We start from the raw sequence: 21,725 nt of genomic DNA, 5'->3' as shown, positions 1-21,725 counted from the left end.
GGTATCCGCGCCGAAGAAGATCAGATCACCGTCGCTGGCCGCGGTGCGGCCCAGAATTCCGGTGACCGCCGCATCGCTCAGGAATTTCAAGATCGGCGATTGCAATCCGTCGCGCCCCTGGGAGACATCGTTCACTTTGATGTAGGCCAGCCCCTTCGCGCCGAAGCGGGCCACGTAGGCGGTATAGTCATCGATCTCCTTGCGCGTGAGCTTCCCGCCCTGCGGCACGCGCAACGCGGCCACGCGGCCGCGCGGGTCGGCCGCCGGCCCGGCGAACACCTTGAAGTCGCAGCCCCGGACGAGATCGGCCACATCGACCAATTCCAGCGTGACTCGCAGATCGGGCTTGTCCGAACCGTAGCGGCGCATCGCCTCGGCATACGTCATGCGCGGCAGCGGGTTCGGCAGCTCTACGTCGAGCACCTGCTTGAACAGGGACCGCACCAAGCCCTCCATCAGCTCCTGAATTTGCGCCTGATCGAGGAACGAGGTCTCGATGTCGAGCTGGGTGAACTCCGGCTGGCGATCGGCGCGGAAGTCCTCGTCGCGATAGCAGCGCGCGATCTGGTAGTAGCGTTCCATGCCTGCCACCATCAGCAGCTGCTTGAACAGCTGCGGGCTCTGCGGCAGCGCGTAGAAGTCGCCGGGCTGCAGCCGGGCGGGCACCAGGAAGTCGCGGGCCCCCTCCGGTGTCGAGCGCGTCAGCGTCGGGGTCTCGATCTCGACGAAGTCGTGCCTGCCCAACACCTCTCGCGCGGCGGCACTGACCTTGGAGCGCAACCGGATCGCCGATCCCGGACCTTCGCGGCGCAGGTCCAGGTACCGGTACTTCAGCCGCGCCTCCTCCCCCGCCGGCTCGTCGAGCTGAAACGGCAGCGGGGCGCTTTCACCGAGCACGGTCAGCGACGTGGCGTTGACCTCGATGTCGCCCGTCGGCAGCTCGGGGTTCTCGTTGCCCTCGGGCCGGATCTCGACAACGCCCTCGACCGCGACGCAGAACTCGGCCCGCAGGCGGTGCGCGTGAGCCAGCACATCGGGTTCGCGGAACACCACCTGCGACACCCCGGACGCGTCGCGCAGGTCGATGAAGATGAGGCCGCCGTGGTCACGCCGACGCGCGACCCACCCGGCCAACGTCACCTTCTGTCCGGCGTCGGCGGCCCGCAACGAACCGGCGGCGTGACTGCGCAGCACAAAAACTCCCTGCCGATAACTTGATGAAGACGACTGCCCAGTCTAGATGCGCCGAAACAGCGGTAGCTTGGCGCTCGTGGATGAGCGCTCGCGCGAAGACCGTTCATTGGGCACGAGCATCGCGGTGGTGGGGCCCGGCGCCGTCGGGTCGACGGTGGCGGCCCGCCTGCACACCGCCGGCTATTCCGTCGTCCTGTGCGGTCGCACGTTCCGGGACCACCTCGATGTTCGGCCCGACGGCAGCGATCCGATCATCGTCGGCGGGCCGGTGCACACCGACCCCGCCGAGTTGAGCGGGCCCGTCGATCTCGTGCTGCTCGCCGTAAAGGCGACCCAGAACGACGAGGCGGCCCGCTGGCTGGCGGTGCTGTGTGACGAGAACACCACCGTATGCGTGCTGCAGAACGGGGTCGAGCAGGTAGATCAGGTGCAGCCGCACTGCCCCCGCTCCACGGTCGTGCCGGGAATCGTCTGGTTCCCGGCGGAGACGCAGCCCGGCGGCTGGGTGCGGCTGCGTGGGGAGCCCCGGGTGACGCTGCCCGCGTCCGCCGTGTTCGTCGCCGGCGTCCTGGGTGCGGCCGGCTGCGTCGTTACCAGGGCGGCCGACTTCACCACGGAGGCGTGGCGCAAGCTGCTGGTCAACGCGCTGGCGGGGCTCGAGGTGCTCACGGGCCGACGCTCGGGCATGTTCCGGCGCGACGACATCGCGGCGCTTGCGCGGTCCTACCTGCGAGAATGCCGCGCGGTGGCCCGCGCCGAAGGCGCCGACCTCGACGACCGCGCGGTCGAGGAGATGGTTGACATGTTCCGCCGTGCTCCCGACGACATGGGTACCTCGATGCTGGTCGATCGTGAGGCGCAGCGGCCGCTGGAGTGGGATGTCCGCAACGGTGTGATCGTCCGCAAGGCACGCATCCACGGCCTGCCGGTGCCGATCAGCGAGGTTGTCGTGCCGCTCCTCGCCGCCGCGAGCGACGGGCCCGGCTGAGGCTCAGTACACCTCGGCCCAGGCCACGCGGCGGTCGTGGTCGGGGTCGTCGACGACGACGTCGCGCGTCGAGCGGATGACGCGGGTGGCTCGCCGGGGGACGTCGTAGTGCGGCCAGTCCTGCACGGTGCCGTCGTGCGCGAAGTCCAGCCACGCGCGCTGCATGCGCCTGCCCACCGACGGCTGCACACGGCGTCCCAGCGGATGCAGCTTCCGGCCCAGAAACGAGCCGTAGCTGTGGTGGACGTGAACGATCTCGCTGCCGTGGGTGGCGCCGAGGCCGAGGGCCCGCAGGCTCAGGCCGACGTGGTCGAAGCGATAGCAGTGGGTCGGCGCCGTGGCGCTGTACGCGTCGGCGAACGCCCATGTCGGGCCGCCGAACATCACGTCGGAGCCGACGGCGATCGCCGCCCGCCGCCGCGGATAGTCCGGATACGCGGCAACCACGCGGTCGCGCGCGTCCGGCGCCACGCGGTCGAAATACGCGTCGATCGACGCGGGTGTGGTCGGCAGCATCGGCGGCTTGGACCACGCGAACATCGTCGCTTCGTGGCTGTTCGTTCCGACGATGAGCGGCAGTCGGGCCAGCTCGCCGGCACGGGCGGCGGCGATCGGATGGCGCGGCAGCAGGTCGACGCCGTACGTGAGCCCGTAGGCCAACGTGGGTGTGCTCGCGGCGCTGCGCAGCTGAAGCCGGCCCGCGGCGTGCCTTAGCCATCGCTCCGGCAACGCCTTCACCTCAGCCGCTGCGACGCCGAGCTCACGCAGGAAGTCGTGGGCGCGCCGGGCCCGCACCTCGTGGTCGGCGATCAGCGGCAGCGCCGGGCTCTGTGCGATCGCCCGGCTGAAGAGTCCGGTGCCCGCCGGGCTTGCCAGCAACGCCAGCACCGACGTGGCCCCGGCCGACTCGCCGAACACCGTGACGCGGCTCGGATCACCGCCGAACGACGCGATGTTGTCGCGCACCCAGTGCAGCGCGGCGATCTGGTCGCGCAGGGCCAGGTTGTCGTCGAACCCGTCGCCCAGCGCGCTCAGCTCGAGACCCCCGAAAACCCCGATGCGGTAGGTCACGTTGACCACCACGACGTCACCGTTGGCTGCCAGCCGCGACCCGTTGTACAGCTGGAACTGCCCGGCGCCGAACACGAACGCGCCGCCGGGAATCCACACCATCACCGGCAGCGCCCCACCGGTGTTCGGCGACCACACCGTGAGCGTCAGGCAGGCCTCATCGCGCGCCTTCGGATCGTCGCGGCCGCCGCCGACGAACGACTTGCCCTGCGGCGGCAGCGGACCGTGCCGAGTGGCGTCGCGGACCCCGGTCCACGCCTGCGGTGCGGCGGGCGCCAGGAACCGGCGCCCGCCGACGGGCTGCTCGGCGTAGGGCACCCCGCGCCATACGCCGACGCCGCCCTCGGTGGTGCCGCGTACCGCACCGCACGTCGTGTGGACGACGGTGGGAAGTTCGACATCCACGGCCACGCCGGAATCGTAGTGTGGGAAGCTGGGGACGGCCGGTAGCAGCCCGAACAGCGAAGCGATGGAGCGAATGCGATGACGTTCAACGAGGGCATGCGGATCGACACGAGCACCACGTCGACCAGCGGAGGGCGCGGTGGCCGCGGCATCGCGATCGGCGGCGGTATCGGCGGGCTGGTGATCGTGGTGATCGCGCTGTTGCTGGGCGTCGATCCCGGCAACGTCCTCAGCCAGCAAGCCGCCGTGCCCCAGCAGGCGGCGGGACCCGGGGTCGACATCAGTATGTGCAAGACCGGTGCCGACGCGAACAAGTACGTGCAGTGCCGGGTGGTGGCCACGGGCAACTCGGTGGACGGGGTGTGGTCGCAGCTTCTTCCCGGCTACACCCGCCCGCAGATGCGGCTGTTCACCGATTACGTGAACACCGGTTGCGGACCCGCCGACACGTCGGTCGGGCCGTTCTACTGCCCGGTCGACCGCACCGCGTACTTCGACACCGGCTTCTTCAAGGTGCTCGTCGACCAATTCGGTTCCAGCGGCGGGCCGCTCGCACAGGAGTACGTCGTCGCCCACGAGTACGGCCACCACGTGCAGAACCTGCTCGGCGTTTTGGGCCGCGCGCAGCAGGGCGCGCAGGGCGCGACGGGCAACGGTGTGCGCACCGAGTTGCAGGCCGATTGCTACGCCGGTGTGTGGGCGCATTACGCCGCCGTCACCAGGCAGCAGAGCACCGGTGTCCCCTACCTGGAGCCGTTGAGCGACAAGGACATCGCCGACGCGCTGTCGGCGGCCGCGTCGGTGGGTGACGACCGGATCCAGAAGCAGGCGACCGGCCGGATCAACCCCGAACAATGGACGCACGGGTCGTCGGCGGAGCGCCAGCACTGGTTCACGGTGGGTTACCAGACCGGTGATCCGAAGCAGTGCGACACCTACAACGCCGCCAACCTTGGGTAGAGCCAGGACCCCGGTCGACGCCGTAGCCGAGCGCTACCTCGAAACGTTTGCCGCGCTCGACCCCTGCGCCGCTACGGAACTCGGCGTCGCCGGCCACGACGAGGGCATCACCGACTACTCCCCCGGCGCGGCGGCCGCCCGCGCCGCGGCGGCGCGCGCGGCGCTGCGCGAACTGGCCGGCGTGGCACCCGTCGACGACGTCGACCGCGTGACGATCGCGGCGATGCGCGAGCGACTCGGCGTGGCGATCGAAATGCACGACGCCGGGCTGGATCTCGGCGAGCTCAACGTGATCGCCTCGCCGTTGCAGTCGATGCGCGACGTGTTCGACCTGATGCCGACGGACACCCACGACGACTGGGCGGTGATCCGGCGTCGGCTGGCGGCGGTTCCCCGTGGCGCGGAAAGTTACACCGACGGTCTGCGTGCGGCCGTCGCGGGTGGACACCCCCCGGCCGCGCGGCAGGTGGCCCGCGGCATCGAGCAGGCACGCCGCATTCAGCAGCTGTTCGCCGGCCTCGTCAAACCTGCCCCGCCGCATCTGCGCGGCGAATTGACCAACGCCGCGACCGCCGCGGCCGACGCCTACCGCCGGCTCGCGACGGTCCTGCGCGACGAGATCGGACCCCGTGCCCGTGACGACGACGCATTCGGCCGCGACGCGTACCGGGTGCTGTCGCGCGCGTTTCTGGGCGCGGCGGTCGACCTCGACGAAACCTATGAGTGGGGCCTCGGCCGGCTGAAAGAAATCGTGGCCGAGCAGGAGTCGATCGCGGAGCGGCTCTATCCGGGCTCCACGGTGGCCGAGGCGATGCGCAGGCTCGACGCCGAGCCCCGGTACACCGTCGAGGGAACCGCGGCGCTGCGGGCCTGGATGCAGCAGCTGTCCGACCGCGCGGTGGACACGCTGGCGGGCACGCATTTCGACATCGCCGAACCGCTGCGGCGGCTCGAGTGCCGGATCGCGCCGACGCAGACCGGCGGGATCTACTACACCGGCCCGTCGGAGGACTTGAGCCGCCCGGGCCGGATGTGGTGGTCGGTGCCTCCGGGGGTCACGACGTTTCACACCTGGCAGGAGACCACCACGGTGTATCACGAGGGTGTGCCGGGCCATCACCTGCAGATCGGCCGCGCAGTCGTGCTGGCCGACGTGCTGAACCGCTGGCGCCGGCTCGGCTGCTGGGTGTCCGGGCACGGCGAGGGCTGGGCGTTGTACGCCGAGCGGCTGATGGCCGAGTTCGGTTATCTCGGCGACCCGGGTGAGCGAATGGGCATGCTGGACGCACAACGGTTTCGCGCCGCCCGCGTGGTGATCGACATCGGTGTGCACTGCGGGCTGACCGCTCCCGACGGCGGGATATGGGACGCCGGCCGGGCATGGGCGTTTCTGCGCACCCATTGCGCGCAGGCGGAGGAAACGCTGCGCTTCGAGCTCGACCGGTATCTGGGTTGGCCCGGCCAGGCCCCCTCCTACGCTGTGGGCCAGCGCATCTGGCAGCGACTCCGCGATGAGGTGCTCGCCGACGGTGTGTCTTTGAAGGAGTTTCACCGGCGCGCACTCGATCTCGGCGGGTTGGGTCTTGAGGTGCTGTCCTCGGCACTGTCCGGCGATGTCACGGCCGACCGACCGCGCGACCATCGACCATAAGGAGCTGCCCGGCATGACCAATACCGATCGCCCCCTTGCGGGCAAGGTGGCGTATGTGACGGGCGCCGCCCGCGGGCAGGGTCGGTCGCACTGTGTGCGGCTCGCCCGCGCGGGCGCCGACATCGTCGCGATCGACGCCTGCGGGCCCGTCGCCGAACACAACGGGTACCCGCCCTCGCAGCCGGAAGACCTTGCCGAGACGGTGAGCCTGGTCGAAGGCGAGGCACGCAAGATCCTGGCCGACCGCGTCGACGTCCGCGACGCCGTCGGCCAGCAGCGCGTGGTGTCCGATGCGCTCGAAGAGTTCGGTCGCCTCGATATCGTCGTGGCGAATGCCGGTGTGCTGAATTGGGGCCGGCTCTGGGAGATTTCGGCACGACAGTGGCACGACACCCTGGACATCAACCTCACCGGGTTGTGGAACACGATCAAGGCCGTGGTGCCGCCCATGATCGAAGCAGGCAACGGCGGGTCGATCATCACCGTCAGCTCGGCCGCCGGGATCAAGGCGGTTCCCGGCTGCGGCCACTACTGTGCGAGCAAGTTCGGTGTCGTGGGGCTGACCAACTCGCTGGCGGTCGAGCTGGGCGAGTTCGGGATCAGGGTGAACTCCGTGCACCCGTACGGCACCGACACCCCGATGGGCAACGACGTGTCGATGTACAAGGTTTTCCAGGAACACCCGAACTACATCCACAGTTTCTCGCCCGGGGCGCTGCCCACCGACTCGCTGGCCGACCCCGACCTGATCTCCGACATCGTCGTGTGGCTCGCCGGTGATGCGTCCTCGTTGGTGACAGCGGCCCAGATCCCTGCCGACAAGGGCTATCTGAAGATCTGACCTAGAGCCGGGACTTCGCCGCGATGGCCGTGTCGCTGGTTCGCAGCGGACGGATGAGCGCATCCTGGGAGAAGGACGCGATGAGGTCCCCCTCCTCCGTGTGCACCGTGCCCCGCACGAAGGACATGCCGGCACCGACCTGGGTGCTCTCGTGCGAGTACAGCAGCCAGCCGTGCCACCGCACCGGTTCGTGGAAGCTGACCGTGACGGTCATCGGCGCGGTCGACACCGTCAGGTGGGACTGCGCGGTGCCGATGCCTTCGTGCGCGCGCATCGTCGTCGAGATCCCGAGGTGGCCGGTGAAATAGGCGATCAGCGCCTTGGCCAAATCGTCGCGCTGCGGGATCGGGTCGTAGTGCAGCCACGCGTAGAGTTCTGGCGGCCCGACCTCGTCGGGACTGTTGACGTCAACCACGTCGACGAGCCGCAGTTCGCGCCCGATCATCGGCATCGGCGAGGAGTTCGAGTCGGCGGGGGCGGCGACGTCCGGGCGCGGGAGGTTGTGACGGATCACGTCGTCTGAGGGCACGTCGGCCAGCACCGTCACCGTGATGCAGCGCCGACCGTTCTGCTGCGCGGCGACGATGGCGGTGGCCATCGAGCGGCCCTCGTGTAGGACGTCGATGTCGAATTCGACCGGCGGCCCCACGGTGACCGCGCGGGCGAACACCGCATGCGCCGAGCGCACCGACTTGTCGGGAAACCGTTTCGCCGCGGCGACGATCGCCTGTGCCAGCACCTGGGTGCCCTCCACCACCTGCCGCTCGTCCTCACCGGCGATGCCGGTCTGACCGGTGAAGCGGTCCCCTCCGTCGGGTTGCACGTCGAACAGCGCGAGCAGCCCGGTCACTGACCACTGTGTCATGTTCGTTCAGCCTCTCCGTTGTCCGGCGACCGCGGGATGCCCCTCGCCCACCCGCACGGTCGACCGCGCCGCCTGTCGGTCCAACACAGTAGCCGCACGACGGCTTCTGGCTCTGCTATACCGGTAACGTCGTTCTCCAAGCTCAACGAGCAGCTGGGCGCGACCGGGAGGATGTTCCCCATGGCCCCGACATCGAACGAGCCGGCGGATACCGGCGGAAGCCTGCGGCAGCGGGCGGTGGAGCAATCGCTGGACGCTGCCCGGCGCAAGGCGGAGTCCCGCACGGACCGCTTCATGAAGTCGGCGCTGGAAATCCTCGGCGAGACGGGGCGAACCGACTTCACCGTGCTCGAGGTCGTCGAGCGATCGAAGACGTCGCTGAGGGGGTTCTACCAGCTATTCGCGACCAAGGACGAACTGCTGCTCGCCCTGATCGACAAGATCATGGCCGAGTCGACGAAGCGATGGAGCGACGAAACGGCGGAGCTACCCGGCGCGGCGGCGCTCCGTGTACTGATCGACCGGATCTGCGCGCCGGCACACTCGAGCACGCAAGAGGGCATCAACAGGGGTTTGACGTTCTACAACGACCATCTCGCCGAGAGCCTGCCCCGTGAGTACGCCAGGGTTCTGTCGCCGCTGCACCAACTGATCCGCGAGATTCTCGATCGGGGCATCTCCGAGGGAGCGTTCCGCCCCGACCTCGACGTGGAGACCGCGGCCGCGCTGATCATGCAGACGGTGCTGGGCGCCATGCGCCTGCGCATGCTGGGCGCCGAGCTCAACGGTGTCCCGATCGACAGCGGGCACATCTACGAGTTCTGCGTACGCGGACTGGAAAGCGACAAATCAGACAGCGACGAATCACATGGCTGACGAGCAGGTTCTCCGTTTCGGAGAACCTGCTCGGCGACGGTGTGACAACCGCAACTTGCGCAGGCCTCGTTTTCGCTGCTACAAGAGTGGTAACGTCATTACCGCTTCGGGCTCAACTGAGACCCTCAAGGAGGTCACCATGCCGTCACGCGAGCTGCCCTTCCCGGTGTTCGACGCCGACAACCACATGTATGAGCCGCAGGAGGCGCTGACCAAGTTCCTGCCGGACAAACGCAAGCACGTCATCGACTACGTCCAGGTTCGCGGCCGCACCAAGATCGTGGTCCGCGGCCACATCAGTGATTACATTCCCAACCCCACCTTCGAGGTGGTGGCGCGGCCGGGGGCCCAGGAGGACTATTTCCGCCACGGCAGCGGCGGCAAGTCCTACCGCGAGGTGATGGGCGAGCCGATGAAGGCCATCCCCGCCTTCCGCGAGCCCGGGCCGCGGCTGGAGGTCATGAACGAGCTCGGCATCGACTACGCGCTGATGTTCCCCACGCTGGCCAGCCTGGTCGAGGAGCGGATGAAGGACGATCCGGAGCTCATCCACGACGTGATCCATGCGCTCAACGAGTGGATGTATGAGACCTGGACCTTCGACTACGAGGGCCGCATCTTCGCCACGCCGGTGGTCACGCTGCCGATCGTCGACCGGGCCCTCGAAGAGCTGCAGTGGTGCCTGGACCGCGGCGCCCGCACGGTGCTGGTGCGTCCGGCGCCGGTTCCCGGGTACCGCGGCACCCGGTCGTTCGGCTTCGAGGAGTTCGATCCGTTCTGGCAGGCCTGCATCAAGGCCGGCATCCCCGTGTCGATGCACGCGTCCGACAGTGGATACGCCGAGTTCCTCAACGTGTGGGAGCCGGGCGACGAATTCCTGCCGTTCAAGCCCACCGCCTTCCGGATGGTCGCGATGGGCAAGCGCCCGATCGAGGACGCGATGAGCGCGCTCGTCTGCCACGGCGCCCTGTCGCGCAACCCGGACCTGCGGATCTTGTCGATCGAGAACGGCGCCGACTGGGTGCCGTACCTGTTCAAGCAGTTCAAGAGCGTGTACGCGAAGATGCCGCACTCTTTCGTCGAGGATCCGGTCGAGGCGTTCAAGCGCTGCGTCTACATCAGCCCGTTCTGGGAGGACAGGGTCGTCGACATCGCCAGGATGGTCGGCACCGACCGGGTGGTGTTCGGTTCCGACTGGCCGCATCCCGAGGGCCTGAAGGATCCCATCACCTTCGTCGACGAGCTCGCCGACCTGCCCGACGACGACCAGGCGAAGATCATGGGCGGCAACATGATGAATCTGTTCAAGATTCCCAGCCCGGTTCCCGCGTGACCGAAGCCGCCTCGCCGGAGGCGTTGCTCTTCGGTTCCACGGCCCAGGCATTCCTGGAAAAGGAAGCATCGCTGAGCCGGGTGCGCGAGCTGCACCACGCCGGTGTTTCCTTCGAGCCGGACTGGTGGCGGCGCGCCGCCGAGCTCGGCTGGGCAGGCCTGTTGGTGCCCGAGGAACTTGGCGGTGGCAGCGTCTCCGGTAACGGCGTCGACGACCTGGCGGCCCTCGCCGAGCAGATCGGCCGCACCGTCGCGCCTGGGCCACTGCACCCGGTGAGCATCGTGTTGGCCGGCCTCGTCGATGCAGCCGAAAGCCGGCGGCACGCAACGACGATCGAGTCGCTGATAGCAGGCGATGTCGTCGCGTCCTGGGCGGTCTACGAGCCCGGCAAGCCATGGGCGCCGCTCCGGGCCGAGCTCACGGCAACGCCGACGGCAACCGGTTACCGCCTCGCCGGCGTCAAGGATCGCGTCGAGGCGGGCGCGCAAAGCGGGCTTTTCTTGGTGGTTGCCCGTTGCGAGGGCGCGATCCGGCAGTTCCTGGTGCCCGCCGACAGTCCCGGGATCCGGATCGAACCGCAACGATCGCTCGACCTGGTGAAGCGCTATGCCCGGGTGCGCTTCGACGGCGTCCAGATCGATGCGGCCGCCGTGGTGGGAACCGCGGGGCAGACCGCGGCACTTGTCGAGCGGCAGAGCCAGATCGCCCAGGTGCTGCAGTGCGCCGAGGTCGTCGGCATTCTCGACACCGTGCTCGGGTTCACCCTCCAGTGGGCATTCGACCGTTACACCTTCGGCCGTCCGCTGGTGTCGTATCAGGCGCTCAAGCACCGTTTCGCCGACATGAAGATGTGGCTGGAGGCATGCCGGGCCACCGCCCGTGCGGCCGTGGCGGACGTCGCCTCACGCATGCCGCGCGCGGCGATCTCGGTCAGTGTGGCGAAGTCCTACGTCGGTGAGAAGGCCGCACCGATGGTGCAGGACTGCATCCAGCTGCACGGCGGAATCGGTGTGACATGGGAACACGACCTGCACTTGTATCTGCGCCGGGTCGCGTTGTATCGCGCCATGTTCGGCACGCCTGAAGAGCACAACGTACGCGTGTACGAGCTGACGAACCAGATCGACTCCGCCTCATGAGCGAGACCCCGTCGGAATTCGCCGCCCGGGCCAGGGCGTGGCTGGCCGAGAACATGCCCGGCATCGACCCGGCCGATCCGCCCGTGGCCGACCGCGGCAGCGGGTCCGCCTGGCAACGAGCCCGAGAACTCCAGAAGCGTCTCTACGAGGGCGGATTCGCCGGCATCTGCTTCCCGCGCGAGTCCGGCGGCCTGGGATTGAGCCTCGAATACCAGAAGGCGTTCGACGCCGAGACGGTCGGCTACGAGATGCCGATCATCCTCAACACACCCACCTTCACGATCTGTTGCGCGACGATCCTCGACACCGGCAGCGACGCGCAAAACCGCCAACACGTTTCTGCGGCGCTGCGGGGCGAAGAGGTGCTCGTGCAGCTGCTGTCGGAACCCAGCGGCGGATCGGATCTGGCCGGCGTCATCACCCGGGCCGACCACCGAAGTGACAAATGGGTGATCAACGGCGCAAAAACGTGGAGCACCAGCGCATTCGCCGCCGACTACGGGCTACTTCTGGCCCGAACGAACTGGGATGTACCCAAGCACGAGGGCCTGACGATGTTCCTGGTGCCCATCGACAGCCCGGGAATAACGTTGCGCCGCATCAGGCAGGTCAACGGGTCGAACGAGTTCTGCGAGGAGTTCTTCGACGGCCTCGAGGTGGGCGACGATGCGGTCGTCGGCGAGGTGAACAACGGCTGGCAGGTAGCGTCTCGCCAGCTTTACCACGAGCGGCGCGCGGTTGGCGGCGGGTCGGAGTTCGCCAGCGGAATCGGCAGTGAAGGCGTCACCGACAGGCCCGTCGACTACGTCGCACTCGCCCGGGCGGTCGGGCAGGCCGACAGCGAACGCATCCGCGGGATGGCGGGACGGGCGCTGGTCCACCGGATTGTGCAGGATCAGCTCAACGACCACGTCTACCACGCGGTCCGTGACGGATCGCTGCCTTCGGCTGCGGGTTCGATCGTTCGCAACTTCCACGCCGAGACCGTCCAACTCGAGATCGACACCACCCTCGCGATCGCCGGCAGCGCCGGCGTGGTCGAGGACTCGGCGGGCCTGATGCGGTTCGGCGAGCGCTATCTCGCGCGGCAAACCACCTCCCTCGGAGGAGGCACCACCGAGATGGCACGCAACGTCATCAGTGAGCGCGTGCTGGGCCTCCCACGCGAATATGCCGCCGACCGCGGGGTGCCGTTCAAAGAGGTTCGTCGCAGCGGGCGGGCCGATCAGAACAACGTCGGGTGAACCGGTGCCGCGACCGTCGTCGCGGGTGCCGGCGTGCGGGTGCGCGTGTCCCCGCCGAGCCGGTACTTGGCCACCAGCGGAGCGGTCCGGGACCGCAGCATCTCGCGATAGTCGGGCGGCAGATACGCCCGGCGGCTGTATAACTCGCGGTAGCGGTCGACCAACTCGGGATGCGATCGCGCCAGCCATTCCATGAACCAGCCGCGGTTGGACCCACGCAGATGCAGGCCGAACACGGTGACCCCGCCGGCACCGGCGCCCGCGATCAGGCCCAGCAGCGTGTCGAGATGTTCAACCGAGTCCGTCAGATGCGGCAGCACGGGCGCGACCATCACATGACAGTCCAGTCCCGCATCGCGGATCGCGGCGATAAGCGCCAGCCGGGCCTGCGGCGACGGCGTGCCGGGCTCGACGTCGCGGTGCACGTCGGGGTCGGCGACCGCCAGCGAAACCGCAACGCCGACCGCGACGCGCCGGGCCGCTTCGGTCAGCAACGGCAGGTCGCGGCGCAGCAGCGTGCCCTTGGTCAGGATCGAAAGCGGTGTGCCGGAATCGGCGAGCGCGCCGATGATGCCGGGCATCAGCGCGTAGCGACCCTCCGCCCGCTGATACGGGTCGGTGTTGGTGCCCAGCGCAACGGCTTCATGCCGCCACGACGGCCGCCGCAGCTCGCGGCGCAGCACCTCGGCCACGTTGGTCTTGACGACGATCTCGCTGTCGAAATCCTTCCCCGAATCAAACTCGAGGTACTCATGCGTGGGGCGGGCGAAGCAGTATCGGCACGCGTGCGAGCAGCCGCGGTAGCCGTTGACGGTGTACCGGAACGGCAGCATGGCTGCGTTGGGCACCTTGTTGAGCGCCGACTTGCACAGCACCTCGTGGAACGTGATGCCTTCGAACTGCGGGGTGCGCACGCTGCGCACAAAGCCCAGTCGCTGCAGGCCCGGTAGCGCTCCGTCGTCGACGTCGATGGCCTGACCGTCCCACCGCATGCCTCCATTCGAACTCAAGTTCGAGGAGCTGTCAAGGACCGCCGCGTAGGGTGTTCCTATGACCGGAGCGAAACCCTATGGGCGTCTGCAACATCGGGAGGTCAACGGCAAACGCATGGCCTACATCGACGAAGGTGACGGCGAAGCGATCGTCTTCCAGCACGGCAACCCGACCTCGTCGTATCTGTGGCGCAACGTGATGCCGCACCTCGAGGGCCTGGGCCGCCTCGTCGCATGCGATCTCATCGGGATGGGCGGTTCCGACAAGCTCAGCCCCTCAGGCCCGGACCGCTACCATTACTTCGAACAGCGCGACTACCTGTTCGCCTTGTGGGACGCGTTGGATCTCGGCGAGGACGTGGTGTTCGTGCTGCACGACTGGGGCTCGGCACTTGGGTTCGACTGGGCGAACCAGCACCGCGACCGCGTGCAGGGGATCGCATTCATGGAGGCCGTCGTCACGCCGATGACGTGGGACGACTGGGACAAGAGCGTTCGCAGCGTGTTTCAGGGCTTCCGCTCGCCGGCCGGCGAAGAAATGGTGCTCGAGCAGAATCTGTTCGTTGAGGCGGTGCTGCCCGGCGCGATCCGGCGCAAGCTCAGCGACGAGGAAATGGACCACTACCGGCGGCCCTTCGCCAACCCTGGGGAGGACCGCCGGCCGACGCTGTCCTGGCCGCGCAACATCCCGATCGACGGGGAGCCCGCCGACGTCGCCGCGGTGGTCGAGGATTATGGCCGCTGGCTGGCCGCAAGCGACGTACCGAAGCTGTTCGTCAACGCCGAACCCGGTGCCATCGTGCGCGACCGCATCCGCGGGATCGTGCGGGCGTGGCCCAACCTGCAGGAGGTCACGGTGAACGGTGTGCACTTCATCCAGGAGGACAGCCCCGACGAAATCGGCGCGGCGGTCGCGGAGTTCGTCCGCAAGCTGCGGCCGGGTCGGCCCGGCTGACCTACCAGGGCCGCAGCGCACACTGCACGCCGCTGGCACCGTCCTGCTGGACCACCGTCACACCATCGACCGCGATCTCGCAGTGCAGCTGTGGCGCCACCCGGAGCGCGCCGCTGGCGCTGACCAGGGCCCACTGATTCGGGTCGGTCAGCGTCGTCTGATACACCCAGGGCTGCCCCGGCTCCAACGGCGTCCGCACCTGCGTGAGGAACTGCGACGAGTTGGCGTCGTAGGCCGATTGGCTCGGCGGCTCGGCGTTGATGTAGTAGATGTTGCCGGTCATCTCGCTTTGTGTGGTGACCGTGTACGTGACCTGGTGGGCGCCCGGATCGGCGCTCGACGTCGCATGTGTGGCCGCCACGCCCGCGACCGCTGCCAGCCCGACAGCCACCCCGACCCTGTTTGCCGCTCGTCCCATGTAGGTCATGTCGCGCACGCTATCGGATTGGTTACACGCGCTTCCGGTCCAGCCGGGCAAGCACATCCGTCACAAGCGTCCCGGCCGCCACATCCTCCTGTTCACCCGTCGACAGGTCCTTCACGCCGATCGTCGACGCATCGATGTCGCGATCACCGGCCACCAACGCCAGCGCCGCACCGGAGCGGTCGGCCGCGCGCATCGCGCCCTTGAGGCCGCGATCGCCGTAGGCCATGTCCACCCGCACGCCGGCCGCCCGCAGCTCGGCGGCGAGCACCGCGAGCTCGAGCTTGGCCTGTTCGCCGAGAGGCACGCAGAACACGTCGCAGCGAGTCGTGGCTCCGACTGTCTTGCCTTCGGCGCGCAATGCGAGCATCGTCCGGTCGACCCCGAGCCCGAAACCGATGCCGGACAGGTCTTTTCCACCGAGCTGGCGCATCAGCCCGTCGTAGCGGCCGCCCCCGCCGATGCCGGATTGCGCGCCGAGCCCGTCGTGCGCGAATTCGAACGTCGTCTTCGTGTAGTAGTCGAGCCCGCGCACCAGCCTCGGGTTGATCGTGTACGGCACACCGAGGGAGTCAAGATGCGCGAGCACGCTCTCGAAATGCTGCTTCGCGCCGTCGGACAAGTGGTCCAGCATCACCGGCGCGTCGGCCGTCATCGCCCGGACCTCCTTGCGCTTGTCGTCGAGCACGCGCATCGGGTTGATCACCGCCCGCTGGCGCGTCGGCTCGTCGAGGTCGAGCGCCAGCAGGTAGTCCTGCAGCAAGTCGCGGTACTGCGCCCTGGTGGTGTCGTCGCCCAGTGACGTGATCTCCAACCGGAAGTCCTCGAGGCCGAGAGACCGGAACCCGGCGGCGGCGACCGCAATCACCTCGGCGTCGAGCGCGGGGTCGTCGACGCCGATCGCCTCGACGCCCACCTGCTGCAGCTGGCGGTAGCGCCCGGCCTGGGGTCGCTCGTAGCGGAAGAACGGCCCGGCGTAGCAGAGCTTGACCGGCAGCTGTCCGCGGTCGAGCCCGTGCTCGATCACAGCGCGCATCACACCCGCGGTGCCCTCCGGACGCAGTGTCACCGAGCGGCCGCCGCGGTCGTCGAACGTGTACATCTCCTTGGAGACCACGTCGGTGGACTCGCCGACGCCCCGCGCGAACAGCGTGGTGTCTTCGAAGATCGGCAGTTCGATGTCGCTGTAGCCGGCCCGGCGCGCAGCGTCGATCAGGCCGTCGCGCACGGCCACGAACTGGGCCGACTCCGGCGGCAGGTAATCGGGGACGCCCTTGGGCGCGTGGAATTCGGTCACGAACCCAGGCCTTCGAGGAACGGGTTGGTGCGGCGCTCGGCACCGATGGTCGTGGAGTCGCCGTGCCCCGGCAGGACCAGGGTGTCGTCGTCGAGCACCAGCAGCTTGGTCACGATCGAGCCGAGCAGATCGCGCCCGCTGCCGCCGGGAAGATCGGTCCGTCCCACCGAACCCTGGAAGAGCGTATCGCCGCTGAACACGACGTCGACGGGGCCCGGCTGGCGACCCAGACCGGTCTCGGCGGTGATCCGGAACGTCACCGATCCGCGGGTGTGGCCGGGGGTGTGGTCGACGGTGACGCCGATGCCCCCGATGTCTAGCTTGTCACCGTCGCCGAGTTCGACGAGCCGCTTGGGTTCGCGGAACAACGCGCCGACGAGGAGCTGCCCGAGCCGCGGCCCGAAGCCCACGATCGGGTCCGTCAGCATCGACCGGTCCTCCGGGTGAATGTGCGCGGGAACGCCGAAGCTGTCCGAGACTTGGCGTGCCGACCAGATGTGGTCGATGTGCCCGTGGGTCAGCAGCACCGCCTTCGGGCTGAGCTCATGCTCGTCCAGCACCCGCCGCAGCCTGGGCATAGCGCCCTGGCCGGGGTCCACGACGAACGCCTCGCCGCCGCGCTCGCGCGCCACCACGTAGCAGTTGCACGCCAGCAGGCCGGTGGGGAAGCCGGTGATCAACACGACCTCCAGTTTTCCACTGCCGACAAGCGGGTTTGCGGGTGCATGGCACACTCGGTGGCGCGAATGCCTGCTAGGCCACGAATCAGGAGGACGACGGCGGTGCCGACAAACGAACAGCGGCGTGCGACAGCGAAGCGGAAACTGGAACGGCAGCTCGAGCGCCGCGCACAGCAGGCCCGTCGTCGCCGGACCGTGACGATCGCGGCGGCGTCGGTGCTTGCGGTCGCGGTGGTCGCGGCCGTGGTCGTGTACTTCGTGATGGGCAAGGACTGGGGTCACAAGACGGCCGCCGCGCCGAGCACGCCCACGACGGCCGCGAGCGCCGCGCCGGCGGCCTCGGGTGTGCTGCCGCCGTTCAACCCGCCGGCCGGCTTGGGCGACAACTGCCAGTATCCGGCCGGCCAGCAGCCGGCGTCCAAACAGGTCAACCCGCCGCGGACCGGGAAGGTGCCGACCGATCCCGCGCAGGTCAGCGTCAGCATGGTGACCGATCAGGGACCGATCGGCATCCAGTTGGACAACGCGAAGTCCCCCTGCACGGTCAACAGCTTCGCCAGCCTGGCCCAGCAGGGTTTCTTCAACGACACCCCGTGCCATCGGCTGACCACCTCGCCGACCCTGGGGGTGCTGCAGTGCGGCGACCCGACCGGGGACGGCACCGGCGGTCCCGGCTACCAGTTCGCCAACGAGTACCCGACGAACCAGTACCCACCCGGCGACCCGGCGCTGCAGCAGCCGATCGTGTACCCGCGGGGGACGCTGGCCATGGCCAACGCCGGGGCGGACACCAACGGCAGCCAGTTCTTCCTCGTGTACAAGGATTCGCAGCTGCCGCCCAACTACACGGTGTTCGGCACGATCGATCAGACCGGCCTCGCCACATTGGACAAGATCGCCGCGGCCGGTGTGGCCGGCGGCGGCGAGGACGGCAAGCCCGCTACGCCTGTGACGATCAAGTCGGTGCGGCTCGACTGACCCGGCGCCGAGTCACTTGCGCGGCGGGCGAAGCGCTTTCATCGCGACGCGCATGACAGGCTCCGGCAAGCGGTCCTTCATCGCCAGCGCGGCGTTGGATGCGCGTGTGCGGATCGGTGCGCCACGGCCGAACATCCGGTTGATCGGACCACCGGATGGCTCGAGCTCGAAGTGCAGCGGCCTGCCCCCGTCCGCCGCGCCCAGCGCGTTCGCGATCACAACGCGCTGAATCTCGCTGGTTCCCTCGAAGATCGTGTACAGCTTGGCGTCGCGATACCACTTCTCGACTTCTCGACCGGGTGGTCGCCGATGTAGCCCCAACCGCCCATCGTCTGGACGGCCCGTTCGGTGGTGCTGACCGCGGCCTCGCTGGCGGCCAGCTTCGACATCGAGCCCTCGCCGCGCTCGAAGGGGACCCCGTTGGCCGCCATCCACGACGCCCGCCACGTCAGCAGCCGGGCCGAGTCGATCTGCGTGGCCAGATCGGCCAGCGGGAACGCGATGCCCTGGTTGTCGATGATCGGCGCCCCGAACGCGTGCCGCCGGTTGGCGTAGGCGGTGGCGTATTCGAGGGCCGCACGCGCGATTCCGAGCGCCTGCGCGGCGACCATCGGGCGGCTCTGCTCGAACGTGCCCAGAGTCGCCGATCCGGAGCGCCGGCCGCCCCCCGCGGCTTCGCGGGCCTTGGCGAGCTTGTGTTCTAGCTTGTCTTCGCCGCCGAGGAGGTTGGCAGCGGGAATGCGGACGCTGTTGAATTTCAGCTCCGCGGTGTGCGATGCACGGCAGCCGAGCTTGTCGAGTTTGCGCACCATCTCCAGGCCCGCAGCGCGCCCCGGCACGACGAACAGCGCCTGCCCGCGGTGCCCGAGCTCCTCATCGACGACGGCGTTGACCACGTGGACGTTGGCGATGCCGCCGTTGCCGATCCACATCTTGTGGCCGTCGATGATCCAGTCCCCTCCGTCACGGGTGGCACGGGTCCGCAGGTTGCGGACGTCGCTGCCGCCCTGGGGCTCGGATATCGCCAGCGCGGCAAGCTTGAGATCTCCTGGGGTGCCGAAGCATTCGGGTGCCCACTGCAGCATCTGCTCCGGCGTGGCCGCCTGCCCGATGGCCGAAAGGGCCAACGCGGGCATCACGATCGCCAACCCGATCCCGGCGCAGCCCCAGAACACCTCCTCCATGAACATCGGAAGCGAAAGGCCGGTCGGGTCGCCGATCAGGTCCCGGTAGAACAGCGGGTTGTAGTAGCCTCGCTGCGCCGCTTCGTCGAGCACGGGCCACGGAAATTCCTGGCGTCTGTGGTATTCGGCCGCTACGGGCCGGATGCAGTCTTCGGCGAACTTGTGCGCCCGATTCGCCAGGTCGTGTTGCGCCGCGGTCGGCGACAGATCAAACCCCACGTAAACCCGATACCCGCGGTACCGGGCAACGAAACCGGCGGTTCGCGCCCCTCAGGCGGCCGAGGTCACGCGGTAGACGTCGTAGACCCCCTCGACATTGCGCACCACGTTGAGGACGTGGCCGAGGTGCTTTGGGTCGCCCATCTCGAAGGTGAACCGGCTGATGGCCACCCGGTCCCCGGAGGTGGTCACCGATGCCGAGAGGATGTTGACCTTTTCGTCGGCGAGCACGCGGGTCACGTCGCTGAGCAGCCGATGACGATCCAGCGCCTCGACCTGGATGGCGACCAGGAATACCGACGACGGCGACGGCGCCCACTCGACGTCGATGATGCGTTCGGACTGTTCCTGCAGCGACGCCGCGTTGGTGCAGTCGGTGCGGTGCACGCTGACCCCGCCGCCGCGGGTGACGAAGCCCATGATGTTGTCCCCTGGCACAGGCGTGCAGCACTTGGCCAGCTTGGTGAGCACTCCGGGCGCGCCGGGCACCGCGACGCCGGTGTCCTCGGTGTTGCGCTGCCGCACCGGCATCGTGGCCGGTGTCGACCGCTCGGCCAGCTCGTCGGTGGCCTCGTCGTCGCCGCCGAGCTGGGCCAACAGCCGCTGCACCACGTGCCGGGCGGACACGTGGCCCTCCCCCACGGCCGTGTACAGCGCCGAGACGTCGTTGTAGCGGAGCTCGCGGGCCAGCGAGCCCATCGACTCCCCGTTCATCAGCCGCTGCAGCGGCAGCCCGCCGCGGCGCACCTCGCGAGCGATCGCGTCCTTGCCGGCCTCCAGCGCCTCTTCGCGGCGCTCCTTGGCGAACCACTGCCGGATCTTCGCCTTCGCGCGTGGCGACACGACGAAGGTCTGCCAGTCCCGCGACGGTCCGGCGTTCGGCGCCTTCGACGTGAAGATCTCTACCACCTCGCCGTTTTCGAGCTTGCGCTCCAGCGCGACAAGACGCCCGTTGACCCGGGCGCCGATGCACCGGTGCCCGACCTCGGTGTGCACCGCGTAGGCGAAGTCCACGGGGGTGGACCCGGTGGGTAGCGTGATCACGTCTCCCTTGGGGGTGAAGACGAAGATCTCTTGCACCGCAAGGTCATAACGAAGCGACTCGAGGAACTCGCCGGGGTCGGCGGCCTCCCGCTGCCAGTCCAGCAGCTGGCGCATCCACGCCATGTCGTCGATCTCGGCAGCGGCATGCGGATGCGGAACGCCGTTGCGGCCCTTGGCTTCCTTGTAGCGCCAGTGGGCGGCGATGCCGTATTCGGCGGTGCGGTGCATGTCGCGGGTGCGGATCTGCACCTCCAGCGGCTTGCCCTCGGGACCGACGACGGTGGTGTGCAGCGACTGATATACCCCGAAGCGCGGTTGGGCGATGTAGTCCTTGAACCGGCCGGCCATCGGTTGCCACAGCGAATGCACCACGCCCACAGCGGCGTAACAGTCCCGGATCTCGTCACACAGGATGCGCACGCCGACGAGGTCGTGGATGTCGTCGAAGTCGCGGCCCTTGACGATCATCTTCTGGTAGATCGACCAGTAGTGCTTGGGCCTGCCCTCGACGACCGCGTTGATCTTCGACGCGTTGAGCGTTGCGACGATCTCGGCCCGCACCTTGGCCAGGTACGTGTCACGCGACGGTGCCCTGCCGGCCACCAGGCGCACGATCTCCTCGTACTTCTTCGGGTGCAGGATCGCAAACGACAGGTCCTCCAGCTCCCACTTGACGGTGGCCATCCCCAGCCGATGGGCAAGCGGCGCAATGACTTCGAGCGTCTCACGCGCTTTGCGGGCCTGCTTCTCCGGCGGCAGGAAGCGCATTGTGCGCATGTTGTGCAGCCGGTCGGCGACTTTGATCACCAGCACCCGCGGGTCGCGGGCCATCGCGATGATCATCTTGCGGATGGTCTCGCCCTCGGCGGCGCTGCCCAGCACGACCCTGTCGAGCTTGGTCACCCCGTCGACCAGATGCCCGACCTCCTCGCCGAAGTCGTTGGTCAGCGCCTCCAGTGTGTAGCCGGTGTCCTCGACCGTGTCGTGCAGCAGGGCGGCGATCAGCGTGGTGGTGTCCATCCCGAGCTCGGCCAGGATGTTGGCGACCGCCAGCGGGTGGGTGATGTACGGGTCGCCAGAACGACGGAACTGGTCGGCGTGGCGCTGCTCGGCGACCTCGTAGGCGCGCTGCAGCATCGTCAGGTCGGCTTTGGGGTAGATCTCGCGGTGCACCGCGACCAGCGGCTCCAGCACCGGGTTGACGGCGCTGCGCTGTGCGGTCATCCGCCGGGCCAGCCGCGCACGTACGCGCCGCGACGCGCTCGATGACGGCTTGGGTACCTCCAACGAGGACGTTTCCGGGCCTGGAGGCGTCTGCACGGCCTGAGCCGTGCCCTGGTCGTCAGCCATCGCCACCTCCTTCGGCATTCCTGCGCCGCCCTTCG

At 68.6% G+C, this 21,725-nt stretch carries 18 protein-coding genes and 1 pseudogene; 10 read left to right on the top strand and 9 right to left on the bottom strand.

Annotation, left to right across the window (positions count from 1 at the left end; translation table 11 throughout):
- The coding region (gene aspS / locus VKG81_RS08715) for an aspartate--tRNA ligase (protein ID WP_324395509.1) at nucleotides 1–1,194 on the bottom strand (1,194 nt) is incomplete at its 3' end.
- 106 nt (nucleotides 1,195–1,300) lie between these two features.
- On the opposite strand from aspS, the gene VKG81_RS08710 reads away from it, so the two are divergent.
- A complete protein-coding gene (locus tag VKG81_RS08710) occupies nucleotides 1,301–2,182 on the top strand; it encodes an oxidoreductase (RefSeq protein ID WP_324395517.1) in 882 nt (293 codons plus the stop codon).
- Nucleotides 2,183–2,185: 3 nt separating this feature from the next.
- On the opposite strand, the gene VKG81_RS08705 is transcribed toward VKG81_RS08710, so the two are convergent.
- The gene (locus VKG81_RS08705; RefSeq protein WP_324395507.1) at nucleotides 2,186–3,664 is read right to left on the bottom strand and encodes a carboxylesterase/lipase family protein; all 1,479 of its coding nucleotides are present in this window, start codon (nucleotides 3,662–3,664) and stop codon (nucleotides 2,186–2,188) included.
- A 72-nt stretch (nucleotides 3,665–3,736) separates the two neighbouring features.
- On the opposite strand from VKG81_RS08705, the gene ypfJ reads away from it, so the two are divergent.
- From ypfJ to VKG81_RS08690, 3 genes are read left to right on the top strand one after another with little or no spacing between them, the layout of a single operon-like run.
- On the top strand, nucleotides 3,737–4,618 hold the full coding sequence (gene ypfJ, locus VKG81_RS08700; RefSeq protein WP_324395505.1) for a KPN_02809 family neutral zinc metallopeptidase: 882 nt from the start codon (nucleotides 3,737–3,739) through the stop codon (nucleotides 4,616–4,618).
- Complete coding sequence (locus VKG81_RS08695; RefSeq protein WP_324395503.1) at nucleotides 4,611–6,269, top strand: DUF885 domain-containing protein; 1,659 nt, start codon at nucleotides 4,611–4,613, stop codon at nucleotides 6,267–6,269. Before ypfJ ends, VKG81_RS08695 begins: the two co-directional genes overlap by 8 nt.
- 13 nt (nucleotides 6,270–6,282) lie before the next feature.
- On the top strand, nucleotides 6,283–7,110 hold the full coding sequence (locus VKG81_RS08690; protein ID WP_324395502.1) for a mycofactocin-coupled SDR family oxidoreductase: 828 nt from the start codon (nucleotides 6,283–6,285) through the stop codon (nucleotides 7,108–7,110).
- Nucleotide 7,111: 1 nt separating this feature from the next.
- Here VKG81_RS08690 and VKG81_RS08685 read toward each other — a convergent pair whose 3' ends face one another.
- On the bottom strand, nucleotides 7,112–7,975 hold the full coding sequence (locus VKG81_RS08685; RefSeq protein ID WP_324395500.1) for an acyl-CoA thioesterase: 864 nt from the start codon (nucleotides 7,973–7,975) through the stop codon (nucleotides 7,112–7,114).
- A 180-nt stretch (nucleotides 7,976–8,155) separates the two neighbouring features.
- Between VKG81_RS08685 and VKG81_RS08680 the strand changes: the two genes are divergently transcribed.
- The 4 genes from VKG81_RS08680 (at nucleotide 8,156) to VKG81_RS08665 (ending at nucleotide 12,567) form a co-directional block, all read left to right on the top strand.
- A complete protein-coding gene (locus VKG81_RS08680) occupies nucleotides 8,156–8,851 on the top strand; it encodes a TetR/AcrR family transcriptional regulator (protein WP_414685202.1) in 696 nt (231 codons plus the stop codon).
- Nucleotides 8,852–8,990: 139 nt separating this feature from the next.
- Entirely contained in the window at nucleotides 8,991–10,184 is a 1,194-nt protein-coding gene (locus tag VKG81_RS08675) for an amidohydrolase family protein (RefSeq protein ID WP_324395498.1), read from the top strand.
- Nucleotides 10,181–11,323: an acyl-CoA dehydrogenase family protein gene (locus VKG81_RS08670; RefSeq protein ID WP_324395497.1), complete on the top strand. Its 1,143-nt coding sequence runs from the start codon at nucleotides 10,181–10,183 to the stop codon at nucleotides 11,321–11,323. The genes VKG81_RS08675 and VKG81_RS08670 overlap by 4 nt, the downstream gene beginning before the upstream one ends.
- The gene (locus tag VKG81_RS08665; RefSeq protein ID WP_324395495.1) at nucleotides 11,320–12,567 is read left to right on the top strand and encodes an acyl-CoA dehydrogenase family protein; all 1,248 of its coding nucleotides are present in this window, start codon (nucleotides 11,320–11,322) and stop codon (nucleotides 12,565–12,567) included. Before VKG81_RS08670 ends, VKG81_RS08665 begins: the two co-directional genes overlap by 4 nt.
- Here the strand turns inward: VKG81_RS08665 and VKG81_RS08660 are convergent.
- Complete coding sequence (locus VKG81_RS08660; RefSeq protein WP_324395493.1) at nucleotides 12,549–13,559, bottom strand: Rv2578c family radical SAM protein; 1,011 nt, start codon at nucleotides 13,557–13,559, stop codon at nucleotides 12,549–12,551. The genes VKG81_RS08665 and VKG81_RS08660 overlap by 19 nt on opposite strands.
- 58 nt (nucleotides 13,560–13,617) lie before the next feature.
- Between VKG81_RS08660 and VKG81_RS08655 the strand changes: the two genes are divergently transcribed.
- Complete coding sequence (locus tag VKG81_RS08655) at nucleotides 13,618–14,514, top strand: haloalkane dehalogenase (protein WP_324395490.1); 897 nt, start codon at nucleotides 13,618–13,620, stop codon at nucleotides 14,512–14,514.
- A gap of 1 nt (nucleotide 14,515) precedes the next feature.
- On the opposite strand, the gene VKG81_RS08650 is transcribed toward VKG81_RS08655, so the two are convergent.
- The 3 genes from VKG81_RS08650 to VKG81_RS08640 are packed head-to-tail and all read right to left on the bottom strand — an operon-like array spanning nucleotide 14,516 to nucleotide 16,918.
- Nucleotides 14,516–14,941, bottom strand: a complete 426-nt coding sequence (locus tag VKG81_RS08650; RefSeq protein ID WP_324395489.1) for a hypothetical protein — start codon at nucleotides 14,939–14,941, stop codon at nucleotides 14,516–14,518.
- Nucleotides 14,942–14,963: 22 nt separating this feature from the next.
- Nucleotides 14,964–16,235 (bottom strand): histidine--tRNA ligase, encoded by a 1,272-nt coding sequence (gene hisS, locus VKG81_RS08645; RefSeq protein ID WP_324395487.1) that lies wholly within the window; start codon nucleotides 16,233–16,235, stop codon nucleotides 14,964–14,966.
- Complete coding sequence (locus VKG81_RS08640) at nucleotides 16,232–16,918, bottom strand: MBL fold metallo-hydrolase (protein WP_324395485.1); 687 nt, start codon at nucleotides 16,916–16,918, stop codon at nucleotides 16,232–16,234. Before VKG81_RS08640 ends, hisS begins: the two co-directional genes overlap by 4 nt.
- 99 nt (nucleotides 16,919–17,017) lie before the next feature.
- Between VKG81_RS08640 and VKG81_RS08635 the strand changes: the two genes are divergently transcribed.
- A complete protein-coding gene (locus VKG81_RS08635; protein WP_324395483.1) occupies nucleotides 17,018–17,893 on the top strand; it encodes a peptidylprolyl isomerase in 876 nt (291 codons plus the stop codon).
- A 12-nt stretch (nucleotides 17,894–17,905) separates the two neighbouring features.
- Here the strand turns inward: VKG81_RS08635 and VKG81_RS08630 are convergent.
- Together VKG81_RS08630 and VKG81_RS08625 are read right to left on the bottom strand one after the other, a co-directional pair.
- A pseudogene (locus tag VKG81_RS08630) lies at nucleotides 17,906–19,296 on the bottom strand (acyl-CoA dehydrogenase family protein).
- Nucleotides 19,297–19,347: 51 nt separating this feature from the next.
- Nucleotides 19,348–21,690, bottom strand: coding sequence for a RelA/SpoT family protein (locus VKG81_RS08625; protein WP_324395481.1), 2,343 nt, complete (start codon nucleotides 21,688–21,690; stop codon nucleotides 19,348–19,350).
- Nucleotides 21,691–21,725: the final 35 nt, after the last annotated feature.

It is taken from the genome of Mycobacterium sp. (assembly GCF_035314905.1).
Taxonomy (GTDB): domain Bacteria; phylum Actinomycetota; class Actinomycetes; order Mycobacteriales; family Mycobacteriaceae; genus Mycobacterium.
This window is presented reverse-complemented; position numbering and strand designations above follow the sequence as displayed.

Coding starts and splice junctions, on each gene's coding strand:
- ypfJ (WP_324395505.1), top strand. CDS start 3,737: ATGACGTTCAACGAGGGCATGCGGATCGACACGAGCACCACGTCGACC.
- VKG81_RS08690 (WP_324395502.1), top strand. CDS start 6,283: ATGACCAATACCGATCGCCCCCTTGCGGGCAAGGTGGCGTATGTGACG.
- VKG81_RS08685 (WP_324395500.1), bottom strand. CDS start 7,975: ATGACACAGTGGTCAGTGACCGGGCTGCTCGCGCTGTTCGACGTGCAA.
- VKG81_RS08680 (WP_414685202.1), top strand. CDS start 8,156: ATGGCCCCGACATCGAACGAGCCGGCGGATACCGGCGGAAGCCTGCGG.
- VKG81_RS08675 (WP_324395498.1), top strand. CDS start 8,991: ATGCCGTCACGCGAGCTGCCCTTCCCGGTGTTCGACGCCGACAACCAC.
- VKG81_RS08665 (WP_324395495.1), top strand. CDS start 11,320: ATGAGCGAGACCCCGTCGGAATTCGCCGCCCGGGCCAGGGCGTGGCTG.
- VKG81_RS08660 (WP_324395493.1), bottom strand. CDS start 13,559: ATGCGGTGGGACGGTCAGGCCATCGACGTCGACGACGGAGCGCTACCG.
- VKG81_RS08655 (WP_324395490.1), top strand. CDS start 13,618: ATGACCGGAGCGAAACCCTATGGGCGTCTGCAACATCGGGAGGTCAAC.
- VKG81_RS08650 (WP_324395489.1), bottom strand. CDS start 14,941: ATGACCTACATGGGACGAGCGGCAAACAGGGTCGGGGTGGCTGTCGGG.
- VKG81_RS08625 (WP_324395481.1), bottom strand. CDS start 21,690: ATGGCTGACGACCAGGGCACGGCTCAGGCCGTGCAGACGCCTCCAGGC.